The following is a 24,025-nucleotide window of genomic DNA, read 5'->3' as shown; positions in this document are numbered from 1 at the left end:
GCAGGGATTTCCCGGCAGCTGTCCTCACAGATTGATGACGCATCACTCGTGCGGGCGGTTCAGGCCAACTCCCCTGTCATTTCGGATGGTTCGCAAGTGGCCCGGGCGGACTAGGCCGAATGGGTGATTCGGGTCAGGCGGCGGGCGCGGCCAGCGTCGGAGGGGCGGACGCCGGGGCCGGGGTCAGCCGGCGGGTCAGCACGGGCAGCAGCTCGGAGACGGGATGCGGGCGGTACGGGGCGATGCCGGGCGGAGCCGGTGCGAGCGGCACCAGCAGGTCCTCGCCGGCCGGGAGACCGGCGGCCGCGTCGGCGCCGACGGCGCCGTGCAGCCACAGGGTCAGCATGTAGAGCTCCGGCACCGACAGCAGCCGCGGCTGGTAGCCCGTGGTGAGGGACTCCGCCTGGCGCAGGGCGCGTTCGGTTGCCGCGACGTAGGGCCCCTCGAAGAAGTGCGAGAAGACCCAGCCGTCGGCGGTCAGCCGGGTGTCGGCGGCGGCGATGTGGCGGTCCCCGCTGCGGATCAGGAACCGCCAGCCGATGAGCCGCGTACGGGGCGGCCTGCCGCCGGCCGCGAGGTTGGACATGCCCAGCCGGTCGAGGACGTGGACCGGGAGGGGGAGTTCGGCGGTCAGCGGCCCCTGGACCGCGCGCAGGGCCGGGGTATGCGCCTCGTGGACGGCGGTGGGGGAACCGAGTGCCGCGAGGACGCTGCGCAGGGCGGGCGCGGGAGCCGGAGGGACATGCAGCGGCATGGTGGGTCGCCTCTCACTTGGGAGACCGGTGGAACGGGGGCAGGTGCGGACTCGCATTCTGGGGTCAGAGGGGGGCCGAGGGGCAATGGCCGCGCGCCAACTCTCTGCCTCGTTTGCGGAGTTTATACGACATGTGTTCACGCAGTGTTTCGGCTAGCTGTCCCGCCTATTGCCGACAAGGCGCTTACCGGACCCGCTGACATGGCATTCATGCCGGATGCGCGCGAACATGTCGCGCTGACCTCGGAGGTTACCGGACGGGGGCTCGGCTGGAAAGCGTCGGTTATCCGAACAAGGCAAAGTCGAAGGGGAATTTGCACGAAGCGACTTGCCAGGTGAATGTGCCGAAGCGCCGTTCGGCCAAACCGGCGCGCGCTCCTCGCCACGCACGCCCCCAGCGCGTTATGGATCATGCTGCCGGGGCATCATCGACCGTACAGCGCGCCTGGATGCCCCGGGCCGGGCCCACTCGAGGAGGGACGCTTCGATGGGGGAGAAGGTCGTGGCGGGCGGATTCGACCTGTCCGATCGGCAGCGGTATCGAAGGAAGCTTCACGAGTGCCTGGAGGGGCTGGAGCGACTCCTGGCAGAGAAGAGGTTCGATCGTCCGAAGAACATGATGGGACTGGAGATCGAGCTGAATCTCGCGGGTTCCGACGGGCTGCCGAGAATGGTGAATGCCCAGGTGCTGGAGCGGATTGCGAGCCCTGATTTCCAGACCGAACTGGGAATGTTCAATCTGGAGGTGAACGTCCTTCCGCACCGGCTCGGCGGCCGGGTATTCGACCAGCTCGCCGAGGAACTCAGCGCCGGGCTCGGCTATGCCCACAGGCAGGCCGCGGAGATCGACGCCGGCGTGGTGATGATCGGCATTCTGCCGACGATCTCGCGTGCGGACCTGGTCACCGCGAACCTCTCGGCGGTGGACCGCTACTCGCTGCTCAACGAGCAGATCCTGATGATGCGCGGGGAGGACTTCACGCTCGACATCGACGGCGTCGAACGGCTGATCTGGACCTCCGGGTCGATCGTGCCGGAGGCCGCCTGCACCTCCGTACAGCTGCATCTGCAGGTGACCCCGGCCCGGTTCTCGGCGGTGTGGAACGCGGCTCAGGTGGTGGCCGCCGCACAGATAGCCGTCGGCGCCAACTCGCCCTTCCTGTTCGGGCGTGAGCTGTGGCGGGAGTCGCGGCCTCCGCTGTTCACCCAGGCCACCGACACCCGCCCGCCCGAGCTGCAGGCACAGGGCGTGCGGCCGCGCACCTGGTTCGGGGAGCGGTGGGTGGACTCGGCGTACGAGCTCTTCGCCGAGAACGTCCGCTACTTCCCGGCGCTGCTGCCGATATGCGACGAGGAGGAGCCGCTGCGGGTGCTCGCCGAGGGCGGGGTGCCCGCTCTGCAGGAGCTGGTCCTGCACAACGGCACCGTCTACCGGTGGAACCGGCCGGTGTACGGGGTCGCCGACGGGGTGCCGCACCTGCGCGTGGAGAACCGGGTGCTGCCGGCCGGACCGACGGTCGCCGATGTCGTCGCCAACGCCGCCTTCTACTACGGGCTCGTACGCACCCTCGCGGACGAACCGCGCCCGGTGTGGACCCGGCTGCCCTTCGCCGAGGCGGAGGCGAACTTCGACGCGGCCTGCCGGTACGGGATCGACGCGCGGCTGCGGTGGCCGCGCCGCGGCCGGGCCGGGGGGCTGGCCAGCGTGCCCGCCGTACGGCTGGTCCTGGACGAGCTGCTGCCGATGGCGGCGGCGGGGCTGGACGCCTGGGGCATCGAACCCGCGGACCGGGACCACTACCTCGGCATCATCGAGGAGCGCTGCCGGCGCCGGGTGAACGGGGCGACCTGGCAGGTGGACACCTACCACCGGGCGCTGGCCTCCGGGCTGGAGCGGGACGAGGCACTGGCCGCGACGACCCGGAGGTACAGCGAGCTGATGCACAAGGGCGACCCCGTGCACACCTGGCCGGTCGGGCTGACGGAGGAGGTGACCGCCTCGGTGCCCGTCGCCCGCTGACCGGCCGCGCGCCCGACACCGTCCGGTGATCCCCGTGCTGACCCCGCAGTGATCCTCCCGGCCCGCCGAGGAGGCAGTATGGGGTGGTCACAACGGCATGGCAGGACGGAGTCGGGCGTGCGGGCGGAGCCGGAGCCGGTGTTCGTGGAACTGGGCGAGGACGGGCGGCGGAGTCTCTTTCGCACCGAGACGCTGCTCGTCCTCGCGCTGTCGCTGGGCGCGAGCGGGGTCTCGGCGCTGATCAGCTTCATCGGCTCGCTCACCAAACCGGGTGGCCTCAAGGACCAGGCTGCCACCCTCAACGGCTCCTACGCGCCCGGCCGGCCCTGGCTGGACCTGGCCTGGCAGCTGTTCGGCATCGCGAGCGCCCTGGTGCCCGTACTGCTCGTGGCGCACCTCCTGACCCGCGAGGGCGCTCCCGGCCTGCGGGTGCTGGGCTTCGACCGCAGCCGGCCCTGGTGGGACCTGGGCCGCGGCGCCCTCGTCGCGGCCGGGATCGGCAGCGCCGGGCTGGCCTTCTACCTGGGCGCCCTGGCCACCGGATTCAATCTCACGGTGGTGCCGGAGGCGCTGCCCGACGTGTGGTGGAAGTTCCCCGTACTGATCCTCTCCGCGCTGCAGAACGCGCTGGTGGAGGAGATCATCGTGCTGGCCTACCTGCTGCGCCGGCTCGACCGGCTGGGCTGGTCCCCGCTCGCCGCCCTGGCGGCCAGCTCGGTGCTGCGCGGCTCGTACCACCTCTACCAGGGCATCGGCGGGTTCGTCGGCAACATGGTGATGGGCGTCGTCTTCGTCCTCGCCTACCGGCGCTGGGGCCGGGTGGCACCGCTCGTCGTCGCGCACGCGCTCCTCGACATCGTGGCCTTCGGCGGATACGCCCTGCTCGCGGGCAAGGTGGGCTGGCTGCCGACGCCCTGATCCGGCACGGGGCCACCCGATCGGCCCTTCCGGGCGGTGCCGGACGCCGCGGCGGTGCGACGCTGGAGGCGAGCAAGGAGGCGCGCCCGGTGGCTGTAGTGGACACCCTCGTACCGTTCGCGCCCTTCCTTGTGCCCGTGGTCACCGGCGTGGTGGGCGGCATCAGCCTCCTCGTCCGGGACCGCCGCGAGGCGCGCAGTTCCGACCACCACTACCGCAGGCGCCTGGAGAAGGCGCAGCTGGAGATCCAGTTCCTCAACGGCTGGATCCAGGCCAAGCAGCTGGCGCCGACCGACTCCCCGCCCGCGGACCCGGACCCGGGGCGCTGGCTGGACGAGTGCTACGCGTCGGTGCTCCGGGCCAAGGCGGACACGGGCAACCGCCACCGGACCGGGCCGGTCACACTGCGGCGCCTCCTGCTGCTGGGGGAGCTGAGCGGTCCGGCGAGGACCGTGCGGGTCTTCTACTGGATCTCCCTCGCCCTGTTCAACGCGGCGCTCGCGTGGTGCGTGAACCTGCTCGTTGCCGGCGTACCCGGTTTCCTTCACGAGGAGGGAGCCTCCGAGTCCGAGGAGATCGCCTCCTATCTGGGGCTGGCGGGCGTCCTCTTCGTCGTGTCGGCCGTGCTGTGGGGATGGACGGTGCACATGGGCAAGGCGGAGCCGTCGCAGGTCTACCGGAAGCGGATCGACTCGGCCGCCTGGGTGGAGCAGGAGGAGAAGCGGCGGAGTGCCGCACACGCGAAGGCCGATGCGAAGTCGCGGTCGCAGGTGCGGTCGAAGGGGGACGGGAAGGGCGGCGGGGGCGGCTCCGCGGGCTGAGCCGAGCCGATCGGCCGGTGCCCGCGGCCGCGACCCGTGGTCACTGCGTCCCGCCCGCCCCGGGCGGGGACGCGAGCAGCTCGCCGTCGACGACGGTGACGGCCCGGCCGGCCAGCAGCGTGCGGTCGCCCGCCAGCGTCACCCGTACGAGACCCCGGCGCGCGCCGCCCTGCAGTCCGGTCAGCTCGGTGCGGCCCAGCCGCTGCGCCCAGAACGGGGCGAGCGCGGTGTGGGCGCTGCCGGTGACCGGGTCCTCGTCGATACCGAAGGCCGGGAAGAAGCCGCGGGAGACGAAGTCGTATCCGAGGGAGGGATCCTCGGCGGGCGCGGTGACGATCACTCCCCGCCTGGCGAAGGCGCGCAGGGCGGCGTGGTCCGGCTCCAGCTCGCGGACGGTCTTCTCGTCGGCCAGCTCGACGACGAGATCGCCGATGTGATCGGCGGTGTCGTGCACGGAGAGGATCGGGGGGCCGCCGAGCGCGTGGTCCACGGCGGCCGGCGCCGGCACCGGGGTGAGCGAGGACGTCGGGAAGTCCATGGTGATCGTGCCGTCCTCGGCCGTCTCGGCGGTGAGGATCCCGCAGCGTGCGGAGAACCGGATCAGCCCCGTGGCGAGCCCGCTGGTGGCCAGTACGTGCGCGGTGGCCAGGGTGGCGTGGCCGCACATGTCGACCTCGGCGGCCGGGGTGAACCAGCGCAGCGCCCAGTCGGCGTCCCCGCCGGGCGGCAGGGGGTGGGCGAAGGCGGTCTCGGAGAGGTTCATCTCGCAGGCGACCTGCTGGAGCCAGGCGTCGGGCGGGAACGCGGCGTCGAGGAGCAGGACTCCGGCGGGGTTCCCGTGGAAGGGGCGGTCGGTGAAGGCGTCGACGATTCGGATGCGCATGCCCCGACGGTAGGACGGTTCCTTGATCATCGACAAAGGCCAATCGGGGGTGACTGGCCCTGTCGGGTGGGCCTGCTCGGGGGTGGTGCCGGGCGAGTTCGAGACGTTGGCGCCCCGGCCTCCGAGCCTCGGAGCAGTGGACGCGCCGGTGTGGATTGAGCCGGCAGCCGACCAGCCGCCGGGAGCCGTCGGCCGTGGCCGGGCCCGGCAGTACGAGGAGCAGCGCTGCGGCACGGACGGCGGCGGCAGGTCACTTCCTGACGGATTCACGGCTCGACTGTCGCCGACACGTTCCGATATATCGTTGACACGTCGCGAGTCTTCTCCGATAGTAGAGATATCGGACCACCGATGAAGCAACGACAACGTGACGAAAGGAGCGCAGTCATGCGTTCACACGGACAGCACGGCCACGACCGCGGACATGACCACGGACGGGGCCATGACCACTGCGGGCCCGATCGTCGGGAGGGTTTCAAGGGGCTGCGCGCCGCCTTCGGGCCGTTCGGGCCGCCCTTCGGCGCAGGTCCCTTCGGTGGCCGCGGCGGACGCGGGGGGCCGCGGGGCCGGGCGCGGCGCGGCGATGTGCGCGCCTCGATCCTGGCGCTGCTCGCCGACCGGCCGATGCACGGCTACGAGATGATCCAGGAGATCGGCGAGCGCAGCGGCGGGGCATGGAAGCCCAGCCCGGGCTCGGTCTACCCGACCCTGCAGCTGCTCGAGGACGAGGGGCTCATCACGAGCGCGAGCGAGGGCGGCAAGAAGCTGTTCACGCTCACCGACGCCGGCCGCGCCGAGTCCGAGTCGGGCCCGGACGCCCCCTGGGCGGATGCCGGGCGCGGCTTCGACTTCGAAGCGATGCAGGAGGTCCGGACGGCCGGATTCGGCCTGATGGAAGCCTTCGGGCAGGTCTTCAAGACCGGCACGCCCGAGCAGCGCGAGAAGGCGCTCGGGGTCATCAACGACGCCCGTAAGAAGCTCTACCTGATCCTGGCCGACGAGCACTGAGCCCGACCGGCCGCCGTACGCGAAGGTGCGCCCCGCGAGTCCGACTCGCGGGGCGCACCTGCGTGCGGGGCGGGTGTGGCCCGGGCGTCAGACGACCAGGCCGGCCAGCTTGCGCAGCGATTCGTTCAGCGCGGCGGTCGCCGAGTCCTTGAGCTTGCCCGCCATCAGGGAGACGGCGGCTCCCGTGAACTCGCCGTCGATGCGGACCGTGGTGGCCCCGCCGTCCGGGGTCAGGGTGTAGCGGGTGAGGACGGCCACGCCCATCGGGCCCTTGCCGGTGATGGCGAACAGCCGCTCCGCCTCCAGTTCCGAGACGGTCCAGACGACCTCGGCCGGGAAGCCCATCATCTTCATGTTCTCCGCGAAGGTCGCCCCGACCGCGAGGGTCTCGGGGCCGCCCTTGGGGAAGTTCGTGTGGGTCATGCTCCACTGCCCGTACGCGTCCCAGTCCGTCAGCTGGGACCAGAGCTGCGCGGCGGACGCCTCGATGCGTGATTCCGCGGTGACTTCGGCCATGCGACCACCCCTTCGCGTCGGTTACGTGCGGCGGAAGGTAGCCCCGGCGGGCGGAACATTCAATACTGACGACCTGTCAGATATCGCAGGGGCCGGCGAGTCGTGATCTCGACTCCGTCTCAACAGGTGTCATGCCCGTGACGCTACTGACCGGCCCTGTCATGATGGCCGGATGCAAGCGACAGGGAGAAATGCCGGACTGGGCCTCGCCCTCGTCTCGGCGTTCGCGTTCGGTGGTTCCGGAGTGGCGGCGAAGCCGCTGATCGAGGCGGGTCTGGACCCCCTCCACATGGTCTGGCTCAGGGTGGCCGGGGCGGCGCTCGTGCTGTCCCCGCTCGCCTGGCGCCACCGTGACCTCCTCCTGCGCAGGCCCGCACTGCTCGCCGGCTTCGGGCTGATCGCCGTCGCGGGTGTGCAGGCCTTCTACTTCGCCTCCCTGTCCCGGATTCCCGTGGGCGTGGCCCTGCTCCTGGAGTACCTGGGCCCGGCCCTGCTGCTCGGCTACATCCGCTTCGTGCAGCGCAAGCCCGTGACGCGCGGCGCCGCCGCGGGCGCGGCCGTCGCCGTCGTCGGCCTGGCCTGCGTGGTCGAGATCTGGGCCGGGCTGAGCCTGGACCCGCTCGGCGTGCTCTTCGGTCTCGCCGCCGCCTGCTGCCAGGCCTTCTACTTCGTCTTCGCGGACCAGGGCGCCGACAAGGACGACGCCCCCGACCCGCTCGGGGTGATCGCGTACGGCATGCTCATCGGCGCCCTGGTGATGACGGTCATCGCCCGGCCGTGGGAGATCGACTGGCGCGTACTGGGCGGCCAGGCGTCCGTGGGCGGCACCCTGATGCCCGCGCCGGTCCTGCTCGCCTGGGTGGTGCTCGTCGCGACCGTCTTCGCCTACGTGACCGGTGTGGTCTCGGTGCGCAGGCTCTCGCCGCAGGTCGCGGGCGTCGTGGCCTTCCTGGAGGCGGTCGTCGCCACCGTGTTCGCCTGGATCCTGCTCGGCGAACACCTCTCGACCTGGCAGATCGTCGGCGGCGGCCTGGTGCTGGGCGGCGCCTTCATCGCACAGTCCTCCCGGCCGGCCCCGCCGGCGGACGTCCTCCCCGCCGTGTTGGACCGCGAGACGACGACGGCCTAGGGTGGCACCCATGTATTCGACCGTGCTTTCGCCGCCCGCCGCCTAGCGCGGGCGGCGCCACCACGTCAGGAACCTGGCCCGGGGACACCCTGGGCGGGTCCGTGCTGCCCGCGGAGCGATGACCTGCTTCTTTCATCCTTCACGCATGCGCGGAGACATCTCGTGTCGAACCATTCGCCCGCTGCCGGGCGCAGTCTGCTGTACCTCGTCGTCGCCGGAGCCGCCTGGGGCACCGCCGGGGCGGCCGCCTCCCTCCTCTTCCTGGCCAGTGACCTCGGCCCGCTCGCCCTGTCCTTCTGGCGCTGCGCCGGCGGACTCGCGGTGCTGCTCGCCGTGCTCGCCGTCCGCGGGTCCCGGTCCCGGCCGGTCCCGTCCCGGGCGCGCCCCTCGGCCGGCTCGCTGATCGTGACCGGGCTGCTGTTCACCGTCTTCCAGGCCGCGTATTTCGCCGCCGTGCGCGACACCGGGCTCGCCGTGGGAACCGTGGTCACCCTCGGCGCCGGCCCCGTGATCATCGCGCTCGGTGCCCGCCGCTGGATGGGGGAGCGGCTCGGCCCGGGTGGCGTCACCGCCGTCGTCGGTGCGCTGGCGGGGCTGGCCGTACTCGTGCTGGGCAGCGGGGGCGGCGAGGTGCGGCCGCTCGGTGTCGGCTGGGCGCTGCTGTCGGCCGCCGGGTACGCCGGGATGACCCTGCGGGCCCGGTGGCTCGGGCAGCGCGGGGCGGGCGGTGACCCGCTGGTGACCACCGCCTGGTCGGTCGCGGTGGGCGCCGTCTGCCTGCTGCCGCTCGCCGCGGTGGAGGGGCTGCTGCCGCACACCGCCGACCTCGGCCGGGTGCTGTGGCTGCTGGTGTACGTCGCCACCGTGCCGACGGCGCTGGCGTACGCGCTGTACTTCACCGGAGCCGCCGCCGTACGGGCCGCCACCGTGTCGGTGATCATGCTCATCGAGCCGGTGAGCGCGGCGGTGATCGCGGTCCTGGTCCTCGGGGAGCGGCTGACCGGCGCCGTGGTGCTGGGCACCGTACTGCTGCTGACGGCGGTGGGCGCGCTGATCGCGGCGGAGTCGCGCCGGCCGGCGGCGGCCGCGCCCACCGTCGTACGGCGGAGTCCTCAGAGCGCGGTGAGGTAGTCCGGGACGGCGATGCCGGGGGCCAGGTCCGCGGCGGGCACCGGGGTTCCGTACGCCGGGGCGACCGGGATCAAGCCCGTCCAGTGGGGCAGGTCCAGGTCCTCGGCGTCGTCGTTCGGCGGGCCGCTGCGGAGCTTCGCCGACACCTCGGTCAGATCCACGCGGATCACCGCGGTGGCGGCGAGCTCCCGGGCGTTGGCGGGCCGGACGTCGGCGGAGCGCCCCGGGACGACGGAGTCGACCATGGCGTCCAGGGCCGTCCGGCACTCCTCCTCGTCGGTGACCTGGTGGGCGGTGCCGTGCACCACCACCGAGCGGTAGTTGAGCGAGTGGTGGAAGGCCGACCGGGCCAGTACGAGGGCGTCGACGTGGGTCACGGTGACGCAGACGGGCAGGCCCGGGTCCGTACGGCCGGCCGCGAGCAGTGGGCGCGAGCCGGTGGAGCCGTGCATGTAGAGCGATTCACCGACCCGGGCGAACAGCGTGGGAAGGACCACGGGTGCGCCGTCGCGGACGAAGCCGAGGTGGCAGATGAAGGCCGCGTCGAGTATCGAGTGCACCGTCTCGCGGTCGTAGCGCGCCCGGTCGCGTGAGCGGGTCGGGACGGTGCGGGCCGTGGGCTCGTAGCTTCCGGTCGACGGGGTGCGGTCGGTGCGGTCGCTCGTCCCGGGGGTCTGCGTGGCGGCAGGCGTGGCGGTCATCGTGCGAACTCCATTGCACTAGTGCATACTATGGTTTGTGCTAGGAGACTATCGGATCACAGGACGGCGTGCAGCGGATATCGCGGCCGGGGTGGAGGCGGGCGTGGCTTCGGGCGCGCTCCCGCCCGGTTCGCTGCTGCCGCCGATGCGGGAACTGGCGGGCGATCTGGGGGTGAACCCCAACACCGTGGCCGCCGCGTACCGGACGCTGCGCGAGCGCGGGGTCATCGAGACCGACGGGCGACGCGGCAGCCGGGTGCGCGCCCGCCCGTCGAGCACGCCGCGGGACGCGCTGCGGATGGTGGTGCCGGAGGGCGTACGGGACCTTGCCGAGGGCAACCCGGACGTCTCGTTGCTCCCCTCGCTCGAGGGACCGCTGGCGGCGGCCGCCCGGCGGTACGCGCAGGCGCCGGCCCTCTACGGGGAGGGCCCGGTCGCCCCCGAGCTCGCCCGTCTCGCCCGGGCCGGCTTCGACGCGGACGGCGTGCCGCCGGGGCCGGTGGCGGTGACATCGGGCGCGCTGGACGGGATCGAACGGGTACTCACCGCCCACCTGCGGGCGGGCGACGCGGTGGCCGTCGAGGACCCGGGATGGGGCGGGGCGCTGGACCTGGTCCCGGCCCTCGGGCTGCGCGTGCTGCCGGTGGCGGTGGACGACGACGGGCCCCGGACGGACGCGGTGGCCCGCGCGCTGGCCGCCGGGGCGCGGGCGCTGATGGTGACCGCGCGGGCGCAGAACCCCACCGGGGCGGCGGTGGGCGCGCAGCGGGCGCAGGAACTGCGGGCCCTGCTGGCGCAGTACCCCGAGGTGCTGCTGATCGAGGACGACCACGGTCACGGCATCGTCGACCTGCCGCTGCACCCGCTGAGCGGGGTGACCCGGCACTGGGTGCTGATCCGGTCCACGGCGAAGGGGTACGGGCCCGACCTGCGGCTGGCGGTGCTGACCGGTGACGCGGTCACGCTGGACCGGCTGCGGGGGCGGCAGCGGCTGGGGCCGGGCTGGGTGAGCCGGCTGCTGCAGTACGCGGTGGTGGAGCTGTGGAGCTCCGGCGCGGTGGACCCGGCCGCGGTGGCCCGCTCGTACGCGCAGCGGCGGGACGCGCTGGTCGAGGCTCTGCGGGAGCGGGGGGTGCGGGCGCACGGGCGGAGCGGGTTGAACGTCTGGGTGCCGGTGGTCGACGAGACGGTGGTGGTGACGCGGCTGCTCGCCGCCGGCTGGGCGGTGTCGCCGGGGGCCGTCTTCCGCGTCGAGGCGGGGCCAGGGGTCCGGCTGACGGTCTCGCAGCTGGCGGTCGCCGAGGTGCCGGTCCTGGCCGACGCGGTGGCCGCGGCGGCCAGCGTGGGGGCGGCGGGGGTCCGGTACGACTGACCGCGCGCGGCGGGCCTCCGGGCCGGCGGGCCCCGGCGGGTCGGCCCGGCCGGGGGCGGTCATGACCCCGGCGGGTCGGCCCGGCCGGGACCTTGACGCGGTCCGTGCGGACGGGCCCGGCCGGCTCGCCCCGCGCGGTCCTGTCCAGGTCGCGCGACCGCAGGAGGCCGCCCGGGGTGAAGACGATCCCGCCGAGGGTGACCGCCGAGCCGAGGAAGCGGTGGACGGGTGCGGAGGCGACCCGACGGGCCGGACCGAGGTCTCCCCGGGCGTGCGTCCGGAGCTCGGCGTCGGCCGCCGCCCGGCACTCCGGTGGCCTTGCGGCGCCGCGGATCTTCGGTGTGACCCAGCTGCCCGCGAGGACGTCGGCAGGTCCGACGGTGAGCGGGACGATGGCCGGGCCCAGGGGGGGGCGTCTTGTCGATCGGGCCGGATCAGGGAGCGGGTTCTGGTGCCGTGGATCGCAGGGCGGACGAGGCGCGGTGCCAGGGCCCGCGAGCCCGGCGTGATCGGGAAGACACCCCCAAGGGGTGCCCTCCAGGCGTGGTGATGATCGCCCGGAGGGTGTCGGGCCGGCTCAGGCGGGCTTGCGGGCCCCGGGGCGGGTCTGGGTGAGGGCTGCTCCGGCGAGCACGATCGCGGCGCCGACCGGGGTGTTCCAGTGGAGCTGCTCGCCGAGGACCAGGACGCCCGCCGTGGTCGCGATGACCGGGATGAAGTAGGTGACCATCTGGGCGGTGGTGGGGCCGACCTCCGTGACCAGCCCGTACTGCATTTGCAGGGCCATGCCCGTGCCGAGGGCGCCCAGCGCGATCACCGACAGGGTCGGCCAGAGCGGGAACGAGCCCGGCGCCGAGGTGAACACGGCGCTGACGAGCGCGAGCTGGAGCGTGGAGACCATGAGCTGCCCACCGGTCAGGGCCACCGGGGAGCCGGGGGTTCCGGCCAGGGTGCGGCGGACGTAGATCCAGCCGATGGGGTAGCAGAGGGAGGCCAGCAGGGCGAACGCGGTGCCCTTGGCGTCGACGCCGGAGAAACCCTGCCAGGCACCGAGCACGGTGAGGACGCCGAGGAAGCCGAGGCCCAGCCCGGCGAAGCGGCGGCGGGTCGGACGGTCCTCGGAGAGGGCGACCAGCGACAGCGCCATGCCCCACAGCGGCGAGGTGGCGTTGCAGATGCCGGCCAGGCTGGAGGGGATGCTCAGCTCCGCATACGCGAAGAGCGAGAAGGGGGCGGTGTTGAGCAGGAGCGCCGCCACGCTCAGGTGGCCCCAGGTGCGCAGCCCGCGGGGGAGCGGCTCCCGGCGGACCAGCAGCACGGTGAGGAGGGCGAGCGCGCCGAACAGGACCCGGCCCAGCGCCACCTGGAAGGGCGCGTACGCCTCGGTGCCGACCTTGATCAGGAGGAAGCTGAAGCCCCAGACGACCGAGAGGATCGCGAACCGGATCCGCCAGTCGAGCAGGCCGCCGCGGCGCGGCCGGGTGGGGGCGACGGCCGTGGCAGTGGCAGTGGCGCCGACGGTGGCGGCGGTCGGGGCGGGGGCCGGGCGGGCGGGCCCGGGGGTGGTCGGTGCGCTCATGCCCTTACTGTGCTCGTATCAACTTCGTAGGACAAGCGAGAGTTTCTCTGAGTGACGGCGTAGCATTGCTTACATGTTGAACCTGGAGCGGCTGCGCACCCTCGACGCCCTCGCCCGTCACGGCTCGGTCAGTGGTGCGGCCGACGGGCTCCACGTCACCACCTCCGCCGTGTCCCAGCAGATGGCCAAGCTGGAGCGAGAGATCGGCCAGCCCCTGCTGGCCCGCAATGGGCGCGGGGTCCGGCTCACCGACGCCGGCCGGCTGCTCGCCGACCACGCCGCCCGGATCATCTCCCAGGTCGAACTCGCCCAGGCCGACGTCGAGGCCCAGCGGGGCTGCGCCGTGGGCGAGTTGCGCATCGGCGCCTTCCCGACCGCCATGCGCGGGCTGCTGCCCCAGGCCCTGGCCGCGCTGCGCACCGGCCATCCGGAGCTGCGCGTCCGGGTGCGCGAGCAGGAGCCCGAGGAGAGCATGGCGGCCGTCGTGCGCGGGGATCTCGACCTGGCGCTGGCGATCGACTGGCACAACAAGCGGATGCCGGTGCCCGCCGAGCTCACCCGGACACACCTGCTGGACGACACCGTCGACATCGCGGTCCCGGCCGGCCACCCGCTGGCCGACCGTACGGGCATCTCCCGGAGCGCCGGGATCTCCCTCGCCGAATTCGGCGACGACGACTGGATCTCCTGGAACGAGGGGCAGTTCTGCCACGAGTGGCTGGTGTTCACCCTGCGCGGGACGGGCATCGAGCCGCGCATCGCGCACATCGCCGAGGAGCACCACACCCAGCTGGCCTTCGTGGAGGCCGGCCTCGGGGTGTGCGTGGCGCCGAAGCTGGGCCGCGGCCCCGTGCCGCCGGGGGTGCGGCTGCTGCCGGTCTGCGACAGCGTGCGCCGCCACGTGTACGCCGTCTGGCGTGCGGACGCCGACCGGAGGCCCTCCATCCGGGCCGCGGTCGACAGCCTGCAGCAGGCGGCCGCCGGGCTCCGCTGACGGCTTCCGCCGACGACCTCGGCCGAGGATCTCCGTCGAGCACCTTCGGCCACGCGGGCCGCTACAGCTTGCGGAAGTCCCAGGAGACCACCGACTCCGGTGTGAGGCGGATCCAGGCGTGCCGCCCGTCGTGCGGCATCTGCTCGATCCCGAAGTTCTTGACCGGGAAGATCCGTTCGGCCTCGGCCAGTTCGGGGCACGGCTCGCCGGTGCGCGGAGCCTCGCCCACGAACACGGCGCTCCCGGACAGCTCCACGCCGCGCAGCTCGTCGTACGACTCGCCCGCGTCCACGACCACCGAGATCCGCGGGTCCCCCCGCAGGTCGGACCAGCGCCGGCTGCGCGTGATCGAGTACAGCCACAGCGAGCTGCCGTCCCACGCGAACCACAGGGCGCCCACGTGCGGGCGCCCGTCGGGGGAGACCGTCGCCACCCGGCAGGTCCGCTGCTCACGCAGGAAGGCGTCCACTTCCGCGTCGCTCATCATGATGCGGCGGCCCCGCCGCTGAGTCTCGTCCATCCGTCCCGCGCCCCTTCACATCTGACTATGTGTCAGGAATCATGAGGGCTCTTCCGTCGCCACGCCAGGGGGAGCCATGCCGGATCTCGATCCCGCCACCACCGCGCTGCTCACCGTCGAGTGCCAGAACGGTGTCGTGGGCGAGGAGAGCGCGCTGCCCGAACTGGCCAAGGAGGCGCGGGACTCCGGGATGCTGGCACGTGTGGCCGCGCTGGCCGACGCCGCGCGCGGGGCCGGCGTACAGGTGCTGCACGCGGTCGCCGAGCGGCGGCCCGACGGACGCGGGGCGAACGCCAACGCACGGCTGTTCCGGGCCGCCGGGAAGCTGCCGGTGCGCCAGCTGACCGGGAGCCCGGCGGTGGAGGTCGCCGCCCCCATCACGGTGGCCGAGCAGGACCTGGTGGTGCGCCGGCTGCACGGGCTCTCCCCGATGGCCGGCACCGATCTGGACGCCCTGCTCCGCAATCTCGGGATCCGCACCCTCGTCGTCACCGGGGTCTCCTCCAACATCGCGATCCCGAACACCGTCTTCGACGCCGTGAACCTCGGCTACCAGGTGGTGGTCCCCGCCGACGCCATCGCCGGAGTGCCCGCCTCCTGCACCGCGGAGGTGATCCGCAACTCCCTCGCACTGGTGGCGGCCATCACCACGGCCGAGGAACTGCTCGAGCAGTGGGCTCCCGCGACCTGACCCCCGCAAGCGGGGCGGATGCCGTCCGAAGTGATCGCGTGCCGACTCGACGCACCGTCGTGGTGGTGGCCCGCATCGAGGCCTGACGGATCAGGCGGCCCCGGCCTCGCAGCCGGAGGTTCACCAGGCCGGGCCCACGAGGTCCGGGGTCAGCGAGGCCAGGTCCGGGGCGCCCAGCAAGGCGAGGGCGAGTTCCGTCTCCCGGCGCAGGGCGCGCAGGGTGGCGCTGACGCCGTCGGCGCCGTCGACGGCCAGGCCCCAGACGTACGGGCGGCCGATCGCCACGGCGTCCGCCCCGAGCGCCAACGCCTTCACCACGTCGGTGCCGCGGCGGATCCCGCCGTCGACGACGATCGGAACCCGGCCCGCCACCGCGTCGGCGACGGCGGGCAGTGTGGCGAGGGGAGCGGTTGCCGTGTCCAGGTTGCGGCCCCCGTGGTTGGACATCCAGACGCCGATTCCGGCTTCGGCCGCCCGGCGGGCGTCGTCGGGGCGCACGATGCCCTTGGCCAGGACCGGCAGCCCGGACACCGTGCGCAGCCGTTCGAGGTCGGACCAGCCGACCGCCGGGTCGATCCGCGGGTCGTGGATGCCCTGGTGCGTGGATCCGGGTGCACAGGGGCGCGAGCCGGTCGAGGGGCCGCCCGGACTTGCCAGGTTGGCGGGGGTCCCGTGGGAGGGGAGGGCAAATCCATTGCGCAGGTCCCGTTCCCGCAGGCCGGTCACCGGCGTGTCGACGGTGACCACGCAAGCACCGGCCCCCGCTTCACGGGCCCGGTGCACCAGTTCCTCCGTGAGCGCCCGGTCCCTCTGCACGTACAGCTGGAACCACCACGGCCCGGTGGCCGCGGCGCCGATCTCTTCGAGCGTCAGGGTGGAGAAGGTGCTCACGGTCGTGAGCGCTCCCGTGGCCGCGGCGCCGCGTACGGTGGCCGCTTCCGCCTCGGGGTGAAACAGCCCGTGCGAGGCGGTCGGTGCCAGCACGATCGGCGAGGGGAGTTCCGTGCCGTAGAGGGTGCGGCGCGTGTCCACGCCCGAGGTGCCGGTGAGGACCCGGGGCAGCAGCGCCAGCCGTTCGTAGGCCTCGGCGTTCCATCGCACCGTCCGTTCGTCCGCCGCGCCGCCTTCCAGGTAGTCGAACGCGGTGGCGGGCAGGACCTCGCGGGCGGCGGCACGGAAATCGGCCAGGGTGATGCGGTGGGGGTGCTGAGGGGCGGACCGCGCAGGTGGGGAGGGGGTCACAGTGCTCCTCTGCCCGCGGCCCGTACTCGCAGTTGGAAGCTCAGGCGGTTCACCGCTTCCTGGGCGGCGGACAGCGCCGCTTCGGGAGTCGGGGCGAGCGCGCGGGCGTAGGCGACGCGCGACTCGGAGGACTCCAGGGTGCCGACGGTGGATTCGGCCGGCGTGAGCAGGTGCACCTCGGTCACCCCGGGCACGTCGAGGGCCTCTTCGAGACCCGAGGTCGCGGCGAGCACTCCGGGTGCGGGAAGGGCGGCGAACCAGATCGCCGAACTCCGCGGGGTGCGCGGCTCGGCGAGCGTGGCGCGAATGCCGGGGAGGACCGTTTCGCCAAGGGTGTGGCGGATGAGGCATTCGGCGATGTCGACGCCGGTCACGTCGTGTGCCAGCGCAGGAATCTCGTCGCCGCCCATGCGTACGTGCGTCTCGATCACCTGCGGTCCCGCCGCGCCGAGGACGATCTCGGTGTGGGTGGCCCCGGACCCGACGCCCAGGGCGTCCAGGATCCGCTCCACGTAGTCGTGGACCTGCTTCTGCTGGTCAGGGTCGAGGTCGGCGGGCGAAACGTGACCCAGTTCGACGAAGGTCAGCGGGTCCGAGTACTTGCGGGTGATCGCGACGATCTGGTGCTCACCCGCCTCCGAGAACGCCTCAACGCTGAACTGCGGGCCCTCGTGGAACTGTTCCACCAGGACCTCGGCGCCGCGGAAGTCCCCGAGTTCCCCGCCGGCCCTGGCGAAGGCCGCTTCGGCCTCGTCCTCCTCGCGGACCAGGGCGACGCCCTTGCTGAAGGAGCCGCTGCCCGGCTTCACGATGCAGGGGGTGCCGTGCGCGGCGAGGAACGCCCGGAGTTCGCCGGCGTCGGAGACCAGGGCGCAGGCGGTGGAGTCGATCCCGGCCTCGCGCAGCCGGGCCCGCATGGCCTGCTTGTCGTACACCAGCCCGACGGTCCGCGGCGAGTGCGCGGCGAGGCCCAGCGCCTCGCCGACCACCGCACATTTGTCCTGGTCGCGTTCGCCGAAGGCCACGATGCGGGTGAACGGATGGCCGGCGTGCACGGTCCGGGCGAGCGCGATCCACTCGTCGTCGGGGGCGTCGGTACGCACCCCGATGACCCGGGTGTGCTCCGTGGTCTCGCGGAGTCTCGACAGGTAGTCCAGACGGCAGATGACGGTCGTCCGGGTGCCGGGCCGGGCCCGGCGGAGGCGGGTGGGGAGGTCTCGGCCGCTGCCGATGACCAGGACGTGCTCGGACATGACTCTTCACCTCGGTGTAAGGGATGTACGGGGGTTTCGTACGGTGGCTGGCGCGCACTCGTCACGGTGGCCCGCACGCGGACCCGCATGCGGGCCCGCGCGGACCCGTGCGGGGAATCTCCCTCGGGAGATCTCCGGTGCGTGCTCTCGACTGCTTTTGGTCAAAGGGGGGTTGTCATACGTGGGTGAGCCAGTCGTCGCGGCCGGCCGTCCGGCCGTGCACCACGTCCTGGAAGGCCTCGCGCAGCTGCCGGGTGACCGGCCCGCAGCCCTCGCCGCCGACCGAGCGGTCGTCGACGGAGGCGATCGGGACGATCTCGGCGGCGGTGCCGGTGAGGAACGCCTCGTCGGCGACGTAGAGCTCGCTGCGGGTCAGGCTCTGTTCCCTGACCTCGTGGCCGAGGTCGCGGGCGAGCGTGATGACGGTGTCCCGGGTGATGCCCGGCAGGATGTTGTCGCTGACCGGCGGGGTGAGCAGCACGCCGTTCCGTACGGCGAAGACGTTCGCGGCGGACGCCTCGGCCACGTGCCCGCCGGGCGTGAGCATCAGGGCGTCGTCGTACCCGGCGCGCACCGCGGCGACCTTGGCCAGTGCGGAGTTCACGTACGCGCCGGTGGCCTTCGCGAGCGGCGGCACGGAGTGGACACCGTTGCGCTGCCAGCTGCTGACCGCCAGTCGGCAGCCCTCCTGATCGGCCTTCTCTCCCAGGTAGGAGCCCCAGGGCCAGGCGGCGATGGCGACCCTGGCGCTGTCCAGCCGGGGTGCCACGCCCATCGTGCCGTACTCGAGGTACACGAGCGGGCGGAGGTACCCGGCCCCCAGGCCGGTGCGGCGCAGCAGTTCGACGCTGGCCTCGGTCAGTTCGTCGACGCTGTAGCCCGGGTCCATGAGGTAGACGCGCGCCGAGTCGTGCAGCCGCCTGAGGTGGTCGCGCAGCCGGAAGACGGCGGTGCCCCGGGCCGTGGGATAGGCGCGGATGCCTTCGTAGACACCCCATCCGTAGTGGAGGCTGGGGGTGAGGACGTGGACCTGCGCCTCGTCCCAGGGGACGAACTTGCCGTCCATCCAGATGTCGCTGGTGGGTGTGAGCTTCATCGGGCGGCTCCGTAGGGCGGGTGCGAGGAGGAAGGGAGGCGGGACGGTACGGGGGTGGCGGGGCTGCCCACCCGTTCCAGGCGGCGTTCGACGCTCCGGGACTGAAGGGCCAGCACTTCGCGGTAGCTGTCGGCGTCCGGCCCGTGGAAGGCAAACCAGCCCCAGCGGGGCCGCAGTGTGCAGCCGCGCTGGAACTTGGCCTCGTAGGTGGCGAGCCCGTAGTGGATGCGGCGGATGCCGTTCTCGAGCGCCCAGCGGGTCGTCTCGTGGTAGGTGAGGGCGAGGTAGCAGCCCGCGGCCTCGGGGGCGAAGCCCACGGTCCGCAGGAAGAGCGAGTCGCCCGCTCTGAGGTACAGCGCGAAGCCGAGCATCCGGTCCTCGCGCACGGCGCCCAGCACCACGCACGACTCGCCGATCTCCTGCCGGAGCGCGTCGAAGTCGCGGCGGACCCGATCGTGCCCTCCAGGCAGTCCGTACTTCGCCCGGTGGGCCACCTGGAGCGCGACTACGGTGTCGTCGACGGCTCCCGGGCCGGTGGTGGCCACGGTGCGAAAGCCGTCCCGCTCGTACTCCGCGACCTCCTTGCGCAGGCCCCGGCGACGGCGGCTGCTGATCCCGGCGACGTACGACTCCCAGCGGTCCGCGGCGTCCTCGGTGTCAGCGCTGTCGGCGGTGTCCGCACTGGCCGCACTGGCCGTGCTGTCCGCGTACAGCTGGTGCACGGCCTCGGCGCCGAGCAGCGTGGCGTGGTACCCGGCCCGGGCGGCGGCGGCGTCCATCGCTTCGGCGTCGGGCTCGCCCACGTACAGCAGGGCGGTGCTGCGGCAGCCCAGTTCGGTCGCGGCCCGCTGGAGGAGGGCGGGGAGCGCCGCCATGACCGCCGTGCGCTGGCGGGGGGAGCGGCCGGGGGAGTGGGCCACACCGTGGTGGTTGCCGAAGGTGGCGAGGGCCAGCGAAGGGTAGTGGTCCGGGCGGCCTTCGGGCAGGGACGCCGTGTACCTGTCCCAGAGTTCGCGGTCGGCCGGGTCGAGGAGTTCGGGCTCGGCCATGGGTGACGGCGTGCCTGCCAGCCGTGGGGCGTCGTAGAAGAGCAGTCCGCCCGCCTCGGCGGTGACCAGCAGCGTGGCCAGGGCCACCGGGCGCTGCCCTTCGAGTACTTCGAGGCAGCGGACCTCGTGGAGGTCCGTGCGCGCGGTGAAGCGCAGCCAGCGGGGGTCGTCCCAGACGAGGTCCGGGCCGCCGGGGCCGGTGACATCGCTGCTCTGCGGGAAGTGGCCGGGTGGCAGCAGACGCGCCGTGTACGGGCCGTCCGGCGCCGGGGGGGCGGGAGTTGGTCGCGTTCCGGTCATCGCGCGCCTCCTTCGGCCGGGTCCGGTCCGGCGGTCGCGGGCACGGCCGCCGTGGGAGAAGGGATCGCGGACGAAGCGGTCTCCTGCGGGTATTCCCAGCCGAAGCCTGCGCTGACCTGCTGTGCGGTGTCGTCGAGCCTGGCGTCCAGAGCGGCGGCGTCAGGGTCGGTCACCACCCAACTGGCCAGGAAGTCGCCGGATTTGCGCAGGCGGTAGCGTTCCCCGCTCCAGTCGTCCCCGATGTGGGTGTGGACGGCGAAGTCCTGTGCGCCGGGCGGCGCTTCGGGCAGCCGCAGCACCCGGCCCCGCTTCGGTGGGATGCCGCAGAAGGCGGCGCGGGGTGCGGTGCGCGCGTGTTCCCGTACCCGGTCGAGCGCGACGGGCAGCGCGCACTCCACACGGGCCCACAGCTCTCGCGGGTCGACGCCCAGGATGTGGCGGAGCATCGTGGGAATGGGGCCGCCGCCCACGCGGGCGGCCACTTCGCAGAGCACGATCCGGCCGTTGCCGGCGTCGCCGCTACGGGTGCCGCTGCTGCTCCCACTGCCCGTGACGAAGAACTCGGCGTGCGCGCAGATGGTGTCCGGGGACGGTAGCGCGTCGATCAGCCGCCATGTCTGCGCGACCAGTCGTTCGTGCAGCGGGTCGGCGGGATCGAGGTTGCGGGAGCCGAGCGGGGCGTCGGCCCAGTGGGTCAGGCAGCCCGCGCCCGTGTACCGGGACGCCACGGCGGCCACCTGCTCGCCCCCCACCCGGAAGACGTCCACGTGGTGCAGGGCGCCCTCGACGAACTCCTCGACCTCGTACGAGCCGTCCGCCAGCAGGTCGGCCAGGGGGGCCGCCCGGCCGGGTGCGTCGATCACGTGCACGCCCGTGGAACCGGAGCCGCTTCGTGGTTTCACGACGACCCGGCCGGGGTGGGCGGCCATGAAGTCCGTGATGTCGCGCACCGTGGCGACAGGTGCGAAGGCGGGCACCGGGATTCCCGCGGTGCGCGCGTACTCCTTCATCAGGACCTTGTCGCGGTACGCGGCGGCTGCGGTGGTGTCGAGGCCGGGCAGCGCGAGTTCGCTCCGCAGTCGGGCGGCCCGTTCGACGTCGGCCTCCGCCAGGGCCAGTACGGCGCGGGGGCGGTGCCTTCGGGCGGCTTCCCCGGCCGCGGCGAGCACGGCGTCGTCGCAGGTGTAGTCGGGGACGGTGACGACCTCCGCGAAGCCGGAGCCCACGTCGGTCCCGGCGGCGGTGACCGCGACCAGCCGGCCCGCCTCCTCCGGCAGCCAGGCGGCGAAGGGCAGCCCCGCCTGGCGGGGGCTGATCAGCACGAGGATCATGCGGAAACCTCCTCGGACGCGGTGGATGCGGTGGATGCGGTGGATGGGGCGGACGCGGTGGAAGCGCTGAACGCGTTGCCGTCGCAGGCGCCGGGTCCGGGAGCCGCCGTGGCCACCCGGACCGTCCCGCCGACCGGGCCGGACGCGGGTACGGGCCCCGGGACGCCGAGCCGTTCGGCCTGTTCGGCGAGCACCGCCGCGGTGCGGGAGTCCAGGGGGATGCCACGGGTCTCCCGGTACCGCTCGTGGGCGCGTTGGGGGTCACCCGGGGCCAGGACGGGCCCGTCCGTGGCGGCGGCCGCGGTACGGACCGTGGCCAGCAGGTCCGTCAGTCCGGCGCCGAAGTCCTCCGTACCGGTGAACGCGGCCGGGTCCAGAGCGAGTACCAGGTGCCCGATCCCCCGGCTCCGTCCCGCGCCGCCCGCACCGACCTGGGCGAGTCGCCAGTCGGGTGCGGTGCCGGTGAGGACGGCTCCGAGCAGGGTGACGGCCATCGCCAGACCCTGCCCCTTGTAACCGCCCAGCGGCGACAGCGCGTATGCCTCCTCGGGGTCCGACGTGGGCCGCCCCTGACGATCGGTCGCCCAGCCTCCGTCCAGACCGTGGCCCTCGGCCCTGCGCTGCTTCACCTCGCCGAAGCAGACCTGGCTGGTGGCCATGTCCAGGGCGAACTCCTCGTCCCCGCCACCCGCGGCCACACTGATCGGGTTGGTCCCGAACAGCGGCTCGATGCCTCCGTACGGCGCCACCCGGGACGCGGCCGAGGTGAGCGCGATGCCCACCAGCCCCTGACGCGCCAGCTGCCGTGTGTAGACGGAGGCGGCGCCGAAGTGGTTGGAGTTGCGCACGCCGACCGCGGCGACGCCGAACTCCGCGGCCCGCTCGGCCGCGAGACGCGCGGCCGACAGCCCGGCGAGCACGCCCAGCGAACCGTCGGCGTCCATCAGCAGCCCGGCACCCCTGTCCCGTACGACGATCGAAGACGCCGTCGCCCGGGCCACCCCGGTGGTGAGCTCCGTGAGGTACTGCGGGAGCAGGCGCAGGCCGTGGGTGTCGATGCCACGCAGCGAGGTGATGACCAGCGCGTCGGCCACCTGCTCCGCGGCCTCGGCGGGCAGGCCCGCGGACGCGAACGCCTCTCGGGCGAGCACGCGTGCCTGCCGCGCATGGATCACTTGGCCCCCGCGGGGCGGGGCGGGTTCGGCGTCGGGTGTCCCGGTCGGGTCTTCAGCGCTCAACGGATGCTCCTGTGCATGAAGTGATGGACGCCGGTTCCCGGCAGGTCCAGGGGTCGGCCGAGGACTTCGAAGCCGTGCTTGCGGTAGAAGCCCGCGGCCGAGTCGTCGACGCGGCACCAGACGGTGTCGGCGCCGTCCAGAGCGGAGAGGGTGAGGGCGGTCCGCAGGAGTGCGGTGCCCGCGCCGGTGCCGCGCACCTCGCCGAGCGTGGCCATGCCGCGCAGCCGCCGCCCGCGTCCGGGCCGGGACCCCGGCACGGCGCACCCGTCCGGCGGGTCCTCGGCGTACAGGGACGCGCAGCCCACCGCACGGCCCTGCCTGAGGGCGGCGAGGTGACGGGTGGCGGGGAGTCCGTCCCCGGGGTGGGCGCGGCCCTCCGCCGGGTGTGCGGGCCCGAGCACCTCCTGGCGGACCGGGTGCACGCGGGCGGCCGGTACGCGGTGGACGTACCAGCCGTGGGCCGCGGGGTCCGGGAGGTAACCGGAGCCCGGGCGGTCGGGCAGGGTGACGTGCCCGGTGGCATCGAGGGCGAGGCCCTGTCCGGTGTCGACCGCCAGGAGGTCGACCACGTCGACGTCGAGATGGTCGGCCAGGCCGCCGAGGTGCGCGGTGGCGGAGACCCCGGCGGCGGACTCGGGCATGCAGCCGAGCATGGTGATCAGGCCGCGCTCCCGGGCGGCGCGCAGCAAGGTGAGGGCCGGGGTGATGCCGCCGGCCTTCATGGGCTTCACGTTGATGCCGTGGAAGGCCTCCGCGCAGGCGTCCAGATCGGCCGGCGAGGTGATGCTCTCGTCGGCGACGACGGGGATCGGGCTGAGGTCCTTCAGGGTGCGGGCCTCCTCCCAGGCGGCGCGCGGGAAGGGCTGCTCGATCAGCCGGACTCCGAGGTTCCGCAGGTCGGGCAGGGCGGGCACGAGCCGGGAGAGTTCCCAGCCGCAGTTGCCGTCGATGAGGAAGGGCGCGTCGGTCTGTTCACGCAGTTCCCGCAGGATGCGCAGGTCGCCGGGGTCCGCGAGTTTGACCTTGTACGCGCACCAGCCGGGCCGCTCGCGCAGCTTGCGGACCATCGTCTCGGGGGTGTCGAGTCCGATGCTGAAGCTGGAGCGCAGGCCCTGCGGTCGGTCGAGGCCGAGGGATGCCCACAGCGGGAGGCCGAGCAGGCGGGCGCGCAGGTCGGTCGTCGCGGTGTCGAGGGCGGCGAGCACGAAGGGAGACGCGGGCAGCGCGGCGGCGAGACGGCGCCAGACGCCGCCGGGACCACCCGGATCGCCCGGCCCGCCCGGTTCACCGGGGTTCAGCGTGGCCAGCAGTGGCGCGACCCGCCGTAGGTCGGCGTGCATCCGCTCCAGGCCGGAGTTGTAATGGTCCGTCATGAAGCAGGACGCCTCGCCGTAGCCGGACACACCGTCCTGCTCGACCTCGACGATCACTGTCCGCGTCATCGGGATGGCCTCCCGGGCGGAACGCCACAGGTGGCGC

The 24,025-nt window shown here is 73.3% G+C and carries 22 protein-coding genes; 9 read left to right on the top strand and 13 right to left on the bottom strand.

From position 1 onward, the window contains the following. Positions 1 to 133: 133 nt before the first annotated feature. Positions 134 to 754, bottom strand: coding sequence for a hypothetical protein (locus OG444_RS07635; RefSeq protein ID WP_327261427.1), 621 nt, complete (start codon positions 752 to 754; stop codon positions 134 to 136). A gap of 487 nt (positions 755 to 1,241) precedes the next feature. Here OG444_RS07635 and OG444_RS07630 point away from each other — a divergent pair, with 487 nt between their 5' ends. From OG444_RS07630 to OG444_RS07620, 3 genes are all read left to right on the top strand, one after another. Then, positions 1,242 to 2,774 carry a glutamate-cysteine ligase family protein gene (locus tag OG444_RS07630; RefSeq protein ID WP_327261426.1) on the top strand — a complete coding sequence of 511 codons (1,533 nt, stop codon included), beginning with the start codon at positions 1,242 to 1,244 and terminating at the stop codon, positions 2,772 to 2,774. Between the two features lie 78 nt (positions 2,775 to 2,852). After that, the gene (locus OG444_RS07625; protein WP_442810468.1) at positions 2,853 to 3,692 is read left to right on the top strand and encodes a CPBP family intramembrane glutamic endopeptidase; all 840 of its coding nucleotides are present in this window, start codon (positions 2,853 to 2,855) and stop codon (positions 3,690 to 3,692) included. An 89-nt stretch (positions 3,693 to 3,781) separates the two neighbouring features. Beyond that, a complete protein-coding gene (locus OG444_RS07620; RefSeq protein WP_327261424.1) occupies positions 3,782 to 4,513 on the top strand; it encodes a hypothetical protein in 732 nt (243 codons plus the stop codon). 40 nt (positions 4,514 to 4,553) lie between these two features. Here OG444_RS07620 and OG444_RS07615 read toward each other — a convergent pair whose 3' ends face one another. Then, positions 4,554 to 5,396, bottom strand: a complete 843-nt coding sequence (locus tag OG444_RS07615) for a PhzF family phenazine biosynthesis protein (protein WP_327261423.1) — start codon at positions 5,394 to 5,396, stop codon at positions 4,554 to 4,556. 387 nt (positions 5,397 to 5,783) lie between these two features. Between OG444_RS07615 and OG444_RS07610 the strand changes: the two genes are divergently transcribed. Then, a complete protein-coding gene (locus OG444_RS07610) occupies positions 5,784 to 6,404 on the top strand; it encodes a PadR family transcriptional regulator (RefSeq protein WP_327261422.1) in 621 nt (206 codons plus the stop codon). Between the two features lie 87 nt (positions 6,405 to 6,491). On the opposite strand, the gene OG444_RS07605 is transcribed toward OG444_RS07610, so the two are convergent. Further along, positions 6,492 to 6,920: a type II toxin-antitoxin system Rv0910 family toxin gene (locus OG444_RS07605; RefSeq protein ID WP_327261421.1), complete on the bottom strand. Its 429-nt coding sequence runs from the start codon at positions 6,918 to 6,920 to the stop codon at positions 6,492 to 6,494. Between the two features lie 172 nt (positions 6,921 to 7,092). Here OG444_RS07605 and OG444_RS07600 point away from each other — a divergent pair, with 172 nt between their 5' ends. Continuing rightward, positions 7,093 to 8,049 carry an EamA family transporter gene (locus OG444_RS07600; RefSeq protein ID WP_327261420.1) on the top strand — a complete coding sequence of 319 codons (957 nt, stop codon included), beginning with the start codon at positions 7,093 to 7,095 and terminating at the stop codon, positions 8,047 to 8,049. Between the two features lie 162 nt (positions 8,050 to 8,211). Next, positions 8,212 to 9,180, top strand: coding sequence for a DMT family transporter (locus OG444_RS07595; protein WP_327261419.1), 969 nt, complete (start codon positions 8,212 to 8,214; stop codon positions 9,178 to 9,180). On the opposite strand, the gene OG444_RS07590 is transcribed toward OG444_RS07595, so the two are convergent. Next, positions 9,162 to 9,881: a pyridoxamine 5'-phosphate oxidase family protein gene (locus tag OG444_RS07590; RefSeq protein WP_327261418.1), complete on the bottom strand. Its 720-nt coding sequence runs from the start codon at positions 9,879 to 9,881 to the stop codon at positions 9,162 to 9,164. The genes OG444_RS07595 and OG444_RS07590 overlap by 19 nt on opposite strands. Before the next feature lie 37 nt (positions 9,882 to 9,918). Between OG444_RS07590 and OG444_RS07585 the strand changes: the two genes are divergently transcribed. After that, positions 9,919 to 11,253, top strand: coding sequence for an aminotransferase class I/II-fold pyridoxal phosphate-dependent enzyme (locus OG444_RS07585; RefSeq protein WP_327261417.1), 1,335 nt, complete (start codon positions 9,919 to 9,921; stop codon positions 11,251 to 11,253). 577 nt (positions 11,254 to 11,830) lie between these two features. On the opposite strand, the gene OG444_RS07580 is transcribed toward OG444_RS07585, so the two are convergent. Continuing rightward, complete coding sequence (locus tag OG444_RS07580) at positions 11,831 to 12,832, bottom strand: DMT family transporter (RefSeq protein WP_327261416.1); 1,002 nt, start codon at positions 12,830 to 12,832, stop codon at positions 11,831 to 11,833. A gap of 73 nt (positions 12,833 to 12,905) precedes the next feature. Here OG444_RS07580 and OG444_RS07575 point away from each other — a divergent pair, with 73 nt between their 5' ends. Continuing rightward, a complete protein-coding gene (locus tag OG444_RS07575; RefSeq protein ID WP_327261415.1) occupies positions 12,906 to 13,826 on the top strand; it encodes a LysR family transcriptional regulator in 921 nt (306 codons plus the stop codon). A 61-nt stretch (positions 13,827 to 13,887) separates the two neighbouring features. On the opposite strand, the gene OG444_RS07570 is transcribed toward OG444_RS07575, so the two are convergent. Then, positions 13,888 to 14,346, bottom strand: a complete 459-nt coding sequence (locus OG444_RS07570; protein ID WP_327261414.1) for a pyridoxamine 5'-phosphate oxidase family protein — start codon at positions 14,344 to 14,346, stop codon at positions 13,888 to 13,890. 76 nt (positions 14,347 to 14,422) lie between these two features. On the opposite strand from OG444_RS07570, the gene OG444_RS07565 reads away from it, so the two are divergent. After that, positions 14,423 to 15,037, top strand: coding sequence for a cysteine hydrolase (locus OG444_RS07565; RefSeq protein WP_327261413.1), 615 nt, complete (start codon positions 14,423 to 14,425; stop codon positions 15,035 to 15,037). Positions 15,038 to 15,157: 120 nt separating this feature from the next. On the opposite strand, the gene OG444_RS07560 is transcribed toward OG444_RS07565, so the two are convergent. The 7 genes from OG444_RS07560 to OG444_RS07530 form a co-directional block, all read right to left on the bottom strand. Next, entirely contained in the window at positions 15,158 to 16,279 is a 1,122-nt protein-coding gene (locus OG444_RS07560) for an alpha-hydroxy acid oxidase (RefSeq protein WP_327261412.1), read from the bottom strand. Beyond that, the gene (locus OG444_RS07555; protein WP_327261411.1) at positions 16,276 to 17,532 is read right to left on the bottom strand and encodes an ATP-grasp domain-containing protein; all 1,257 of its coding nucleotides are present in this window, start codon (positions 17,530 to 17,532) and stop codon (positions 16,276 to 16,278) included. The genes OG444_RS07560 and OG444_RS07555 overlap by 4 nt, the downstream gene beginning before the upstream one ends. 175 nt (positions 17,533 to 17,707) lie before the next feature. Continuing rightward, complete coding sequence (locus OG444_RS07550; protein ID WP_327261410.1) at positions 17,708 to 18,628, bottom strand: branched-chain amino acid transaminase; 921 nt, start codon at positions 18,626 to 18,628, stop codon at positions 17,708 to 17,710. After that, on the bottom strand, positions 18,625 to 19,977 hold the full coding sequence (locus OG444_RS07545; RefSeq protein ID WP_327261409.1) for a GNAT family N-acetyltransferase: 1,353 nt from the start codon (positions 19,975 to 19,977) through the stop codon (positions 18,625 to 18,627). The genes OG444_RS07550 and OG444_RS07545 overlap by 4 nt, the downstream gene beginning before the upstream one ends. Beyond that, positions 19,974 to 21,308, bottom strand: coding sequence for an ATP-grasp domain-containing protein (locus OG444_RS07540; RefSeq protein ID WP_327261408.1), 1,335 nt, complete (start codon positions 21,306 to 21,308; stop codon positions 19,974 to 19,976). Before OG444_RS07540 ends, OG444_RS07545 begins: the two co-directional genes overlap by 4 nt. Beyond that, on the bottom strand, positions 21,305 to 22,546 hold the full coding sequence (locus OG444_RS07535; protein ID WP_327261407.1) for an Ldh family oxidoreductase: 1,242 nt from the start codon (positions 22,544 to 22,546) through the stop codon (positions 21,305 to 21,307). Before OG444_RS07535 ends, OG444_RS07540 begins: the two co-directional genes overlap by 4 nt. Next, complete coding sequence (locus OG444_RS07530; RefSeq protein WP_327261406.1) at positions 22,543 to 23,988, bottom strand: GNAT family N-acetyltransferase; 1,446 nt, start codon at positions 23,986 to 23,988, stop codon at positions 22,543 to 22,545. Before OG444_RS07530 ends, OG444_RS07535 begins: the two co-directional genes overlap by 4 nt. Between the last annotated feature and the right edge of the window lie 37 nt (positions 23,989 to 24,025).

This window comes from Streptomyces sp. NBC_01232, from assembly GCF_035989885.1.
Classification (GTDB): domain Bacteria; phylum Actinomycetota; class Actinomycetes; order Streptomycetales; family Streptomycetaceae; genus Streptomyces.
Note: the sequence above shows the minus strand (reverse complement) of the source record. Positions and strands in the feature narration are given on the sequence as shown.

Bases quoted from the DNA above. Each gene is read 5' to 3' on its own strand.
- OG444_RS07635 (WP_327261427.1), bottom strand. From the start codon at position 754: ATGCCGCTGCATGTCCCTCCGGCTCCCGCGCCCGCCCTGCGCAGCGTC.
- OG444_RS07540 (WP_327261408.1), bottom strand. From the start codon at position 21,308: ATGATCCTCGTGCTGATCAGCCCCCGCCAGGCGGGGCTGCCCTTCGCC.
- OG444_RS07625 (WP_442810468.1), top strand. From the start codon at position 2,853: ATGGGGTGGTCACAACGGCATGGCAGGACGGAGTCGGGCGTGCGGGCG.
- OG444_RS07530 (WP_327261406.1), bottom strand. From the start codon at position 23,988: ATGACGCGGACAGTGATCGTCGAGGTCGAGCAGGACGGTGTGTCCGGC.
- OG444_RS07630 (WP_327261426.1), top strand. From the start codon at position 1,242: ATGGGGGAGAAGGTCGTGGCGGGCGGATTCGACCTGTCCGATCGGCAG.
- OG444_RS07570 (WP_327261414.1), bottom strand. From the start codon at position 14,346: ATGGACGAGACTCAGCGGCGGGGCCGCCGCATCATGATGAGCGACGCG.
- OG444_RS07610 (WP_327261422.1), top strand. From the start codon at position 5,784: ATGCGTTCACACGGACAGCACGGCCACGACCGCGGACATGACCACGGA.
- OG444_RS07550 (WP_327261410.1), bottom strand. From the start codon at position 18,628: ATGAAGCTCACACCCACCAGCGACATCTGGATGGACGGCAAGTTCGTC.
- OG444_RS07580 (WP_327261416.1), bottom strand. From the start codon at position 12,832: ATGAGCGCACCGACCACCCCCGGGCCCGCCCGCCCGGCCCCCGCCCCG.
- OG444_RS07565 (WP_327261413.1), top strand. From the start codon at position 14,423: ATGCCGGATCTCGATCCCGCCACCACCGCGCTGCTCACCGTCGAGTGC.
- OG444_RS07600 (WP_327261420.1), top strand. From the start codon at position 7,093: ATGCAAGCGACAGGGAGAAATGCCGGACTGGGCCTCGCCCTCGTCTCG.
- OG444_RS07590 (WP_327261418.1), bottom strand. From the start codon at position 9,881: ATGACCGCCACGCCTGCCGCCACGCAGACCCCCGGGACGAGCGACCGC.
- OG444_RS07615 (WP_327261423.1), bottom strand. From the start codon at position 5,396: ATGCGCATCCGAATCGTCGACGCCTTCACCGACCGCCCCTTCCACGGG.
- OG444_RS07605 (WP_327261421.1), bottom strand. From the start codon at position 6,920: ATGGCCGAAGTCACCGCGGAATCACGCATCGAGGCGTCCGCCGCGCAG.
- OG444_RS07555 (WP_327261411.1), bottom strand. From the start codon at position 17,532: ATGTCCGAGCACGTCCTGGTCATCGGCAGCGGCCGAGACCTCCCCACC.
- OG444_RS07545 (WP_327261409.1), bottom strand. From the start codon at position 19,977: ATGACCGGAACGCGACCAACTCCCGCCCCCCCGGCGCCGGACGGCCCG.
- OG444_RS07575 (WP_327261415.1), top strand. From the start codon at position 12,906: ATGTTGAACCTGGAGCGGCTGCGCACCCTCGACGCCCTCGCCCGTCAC.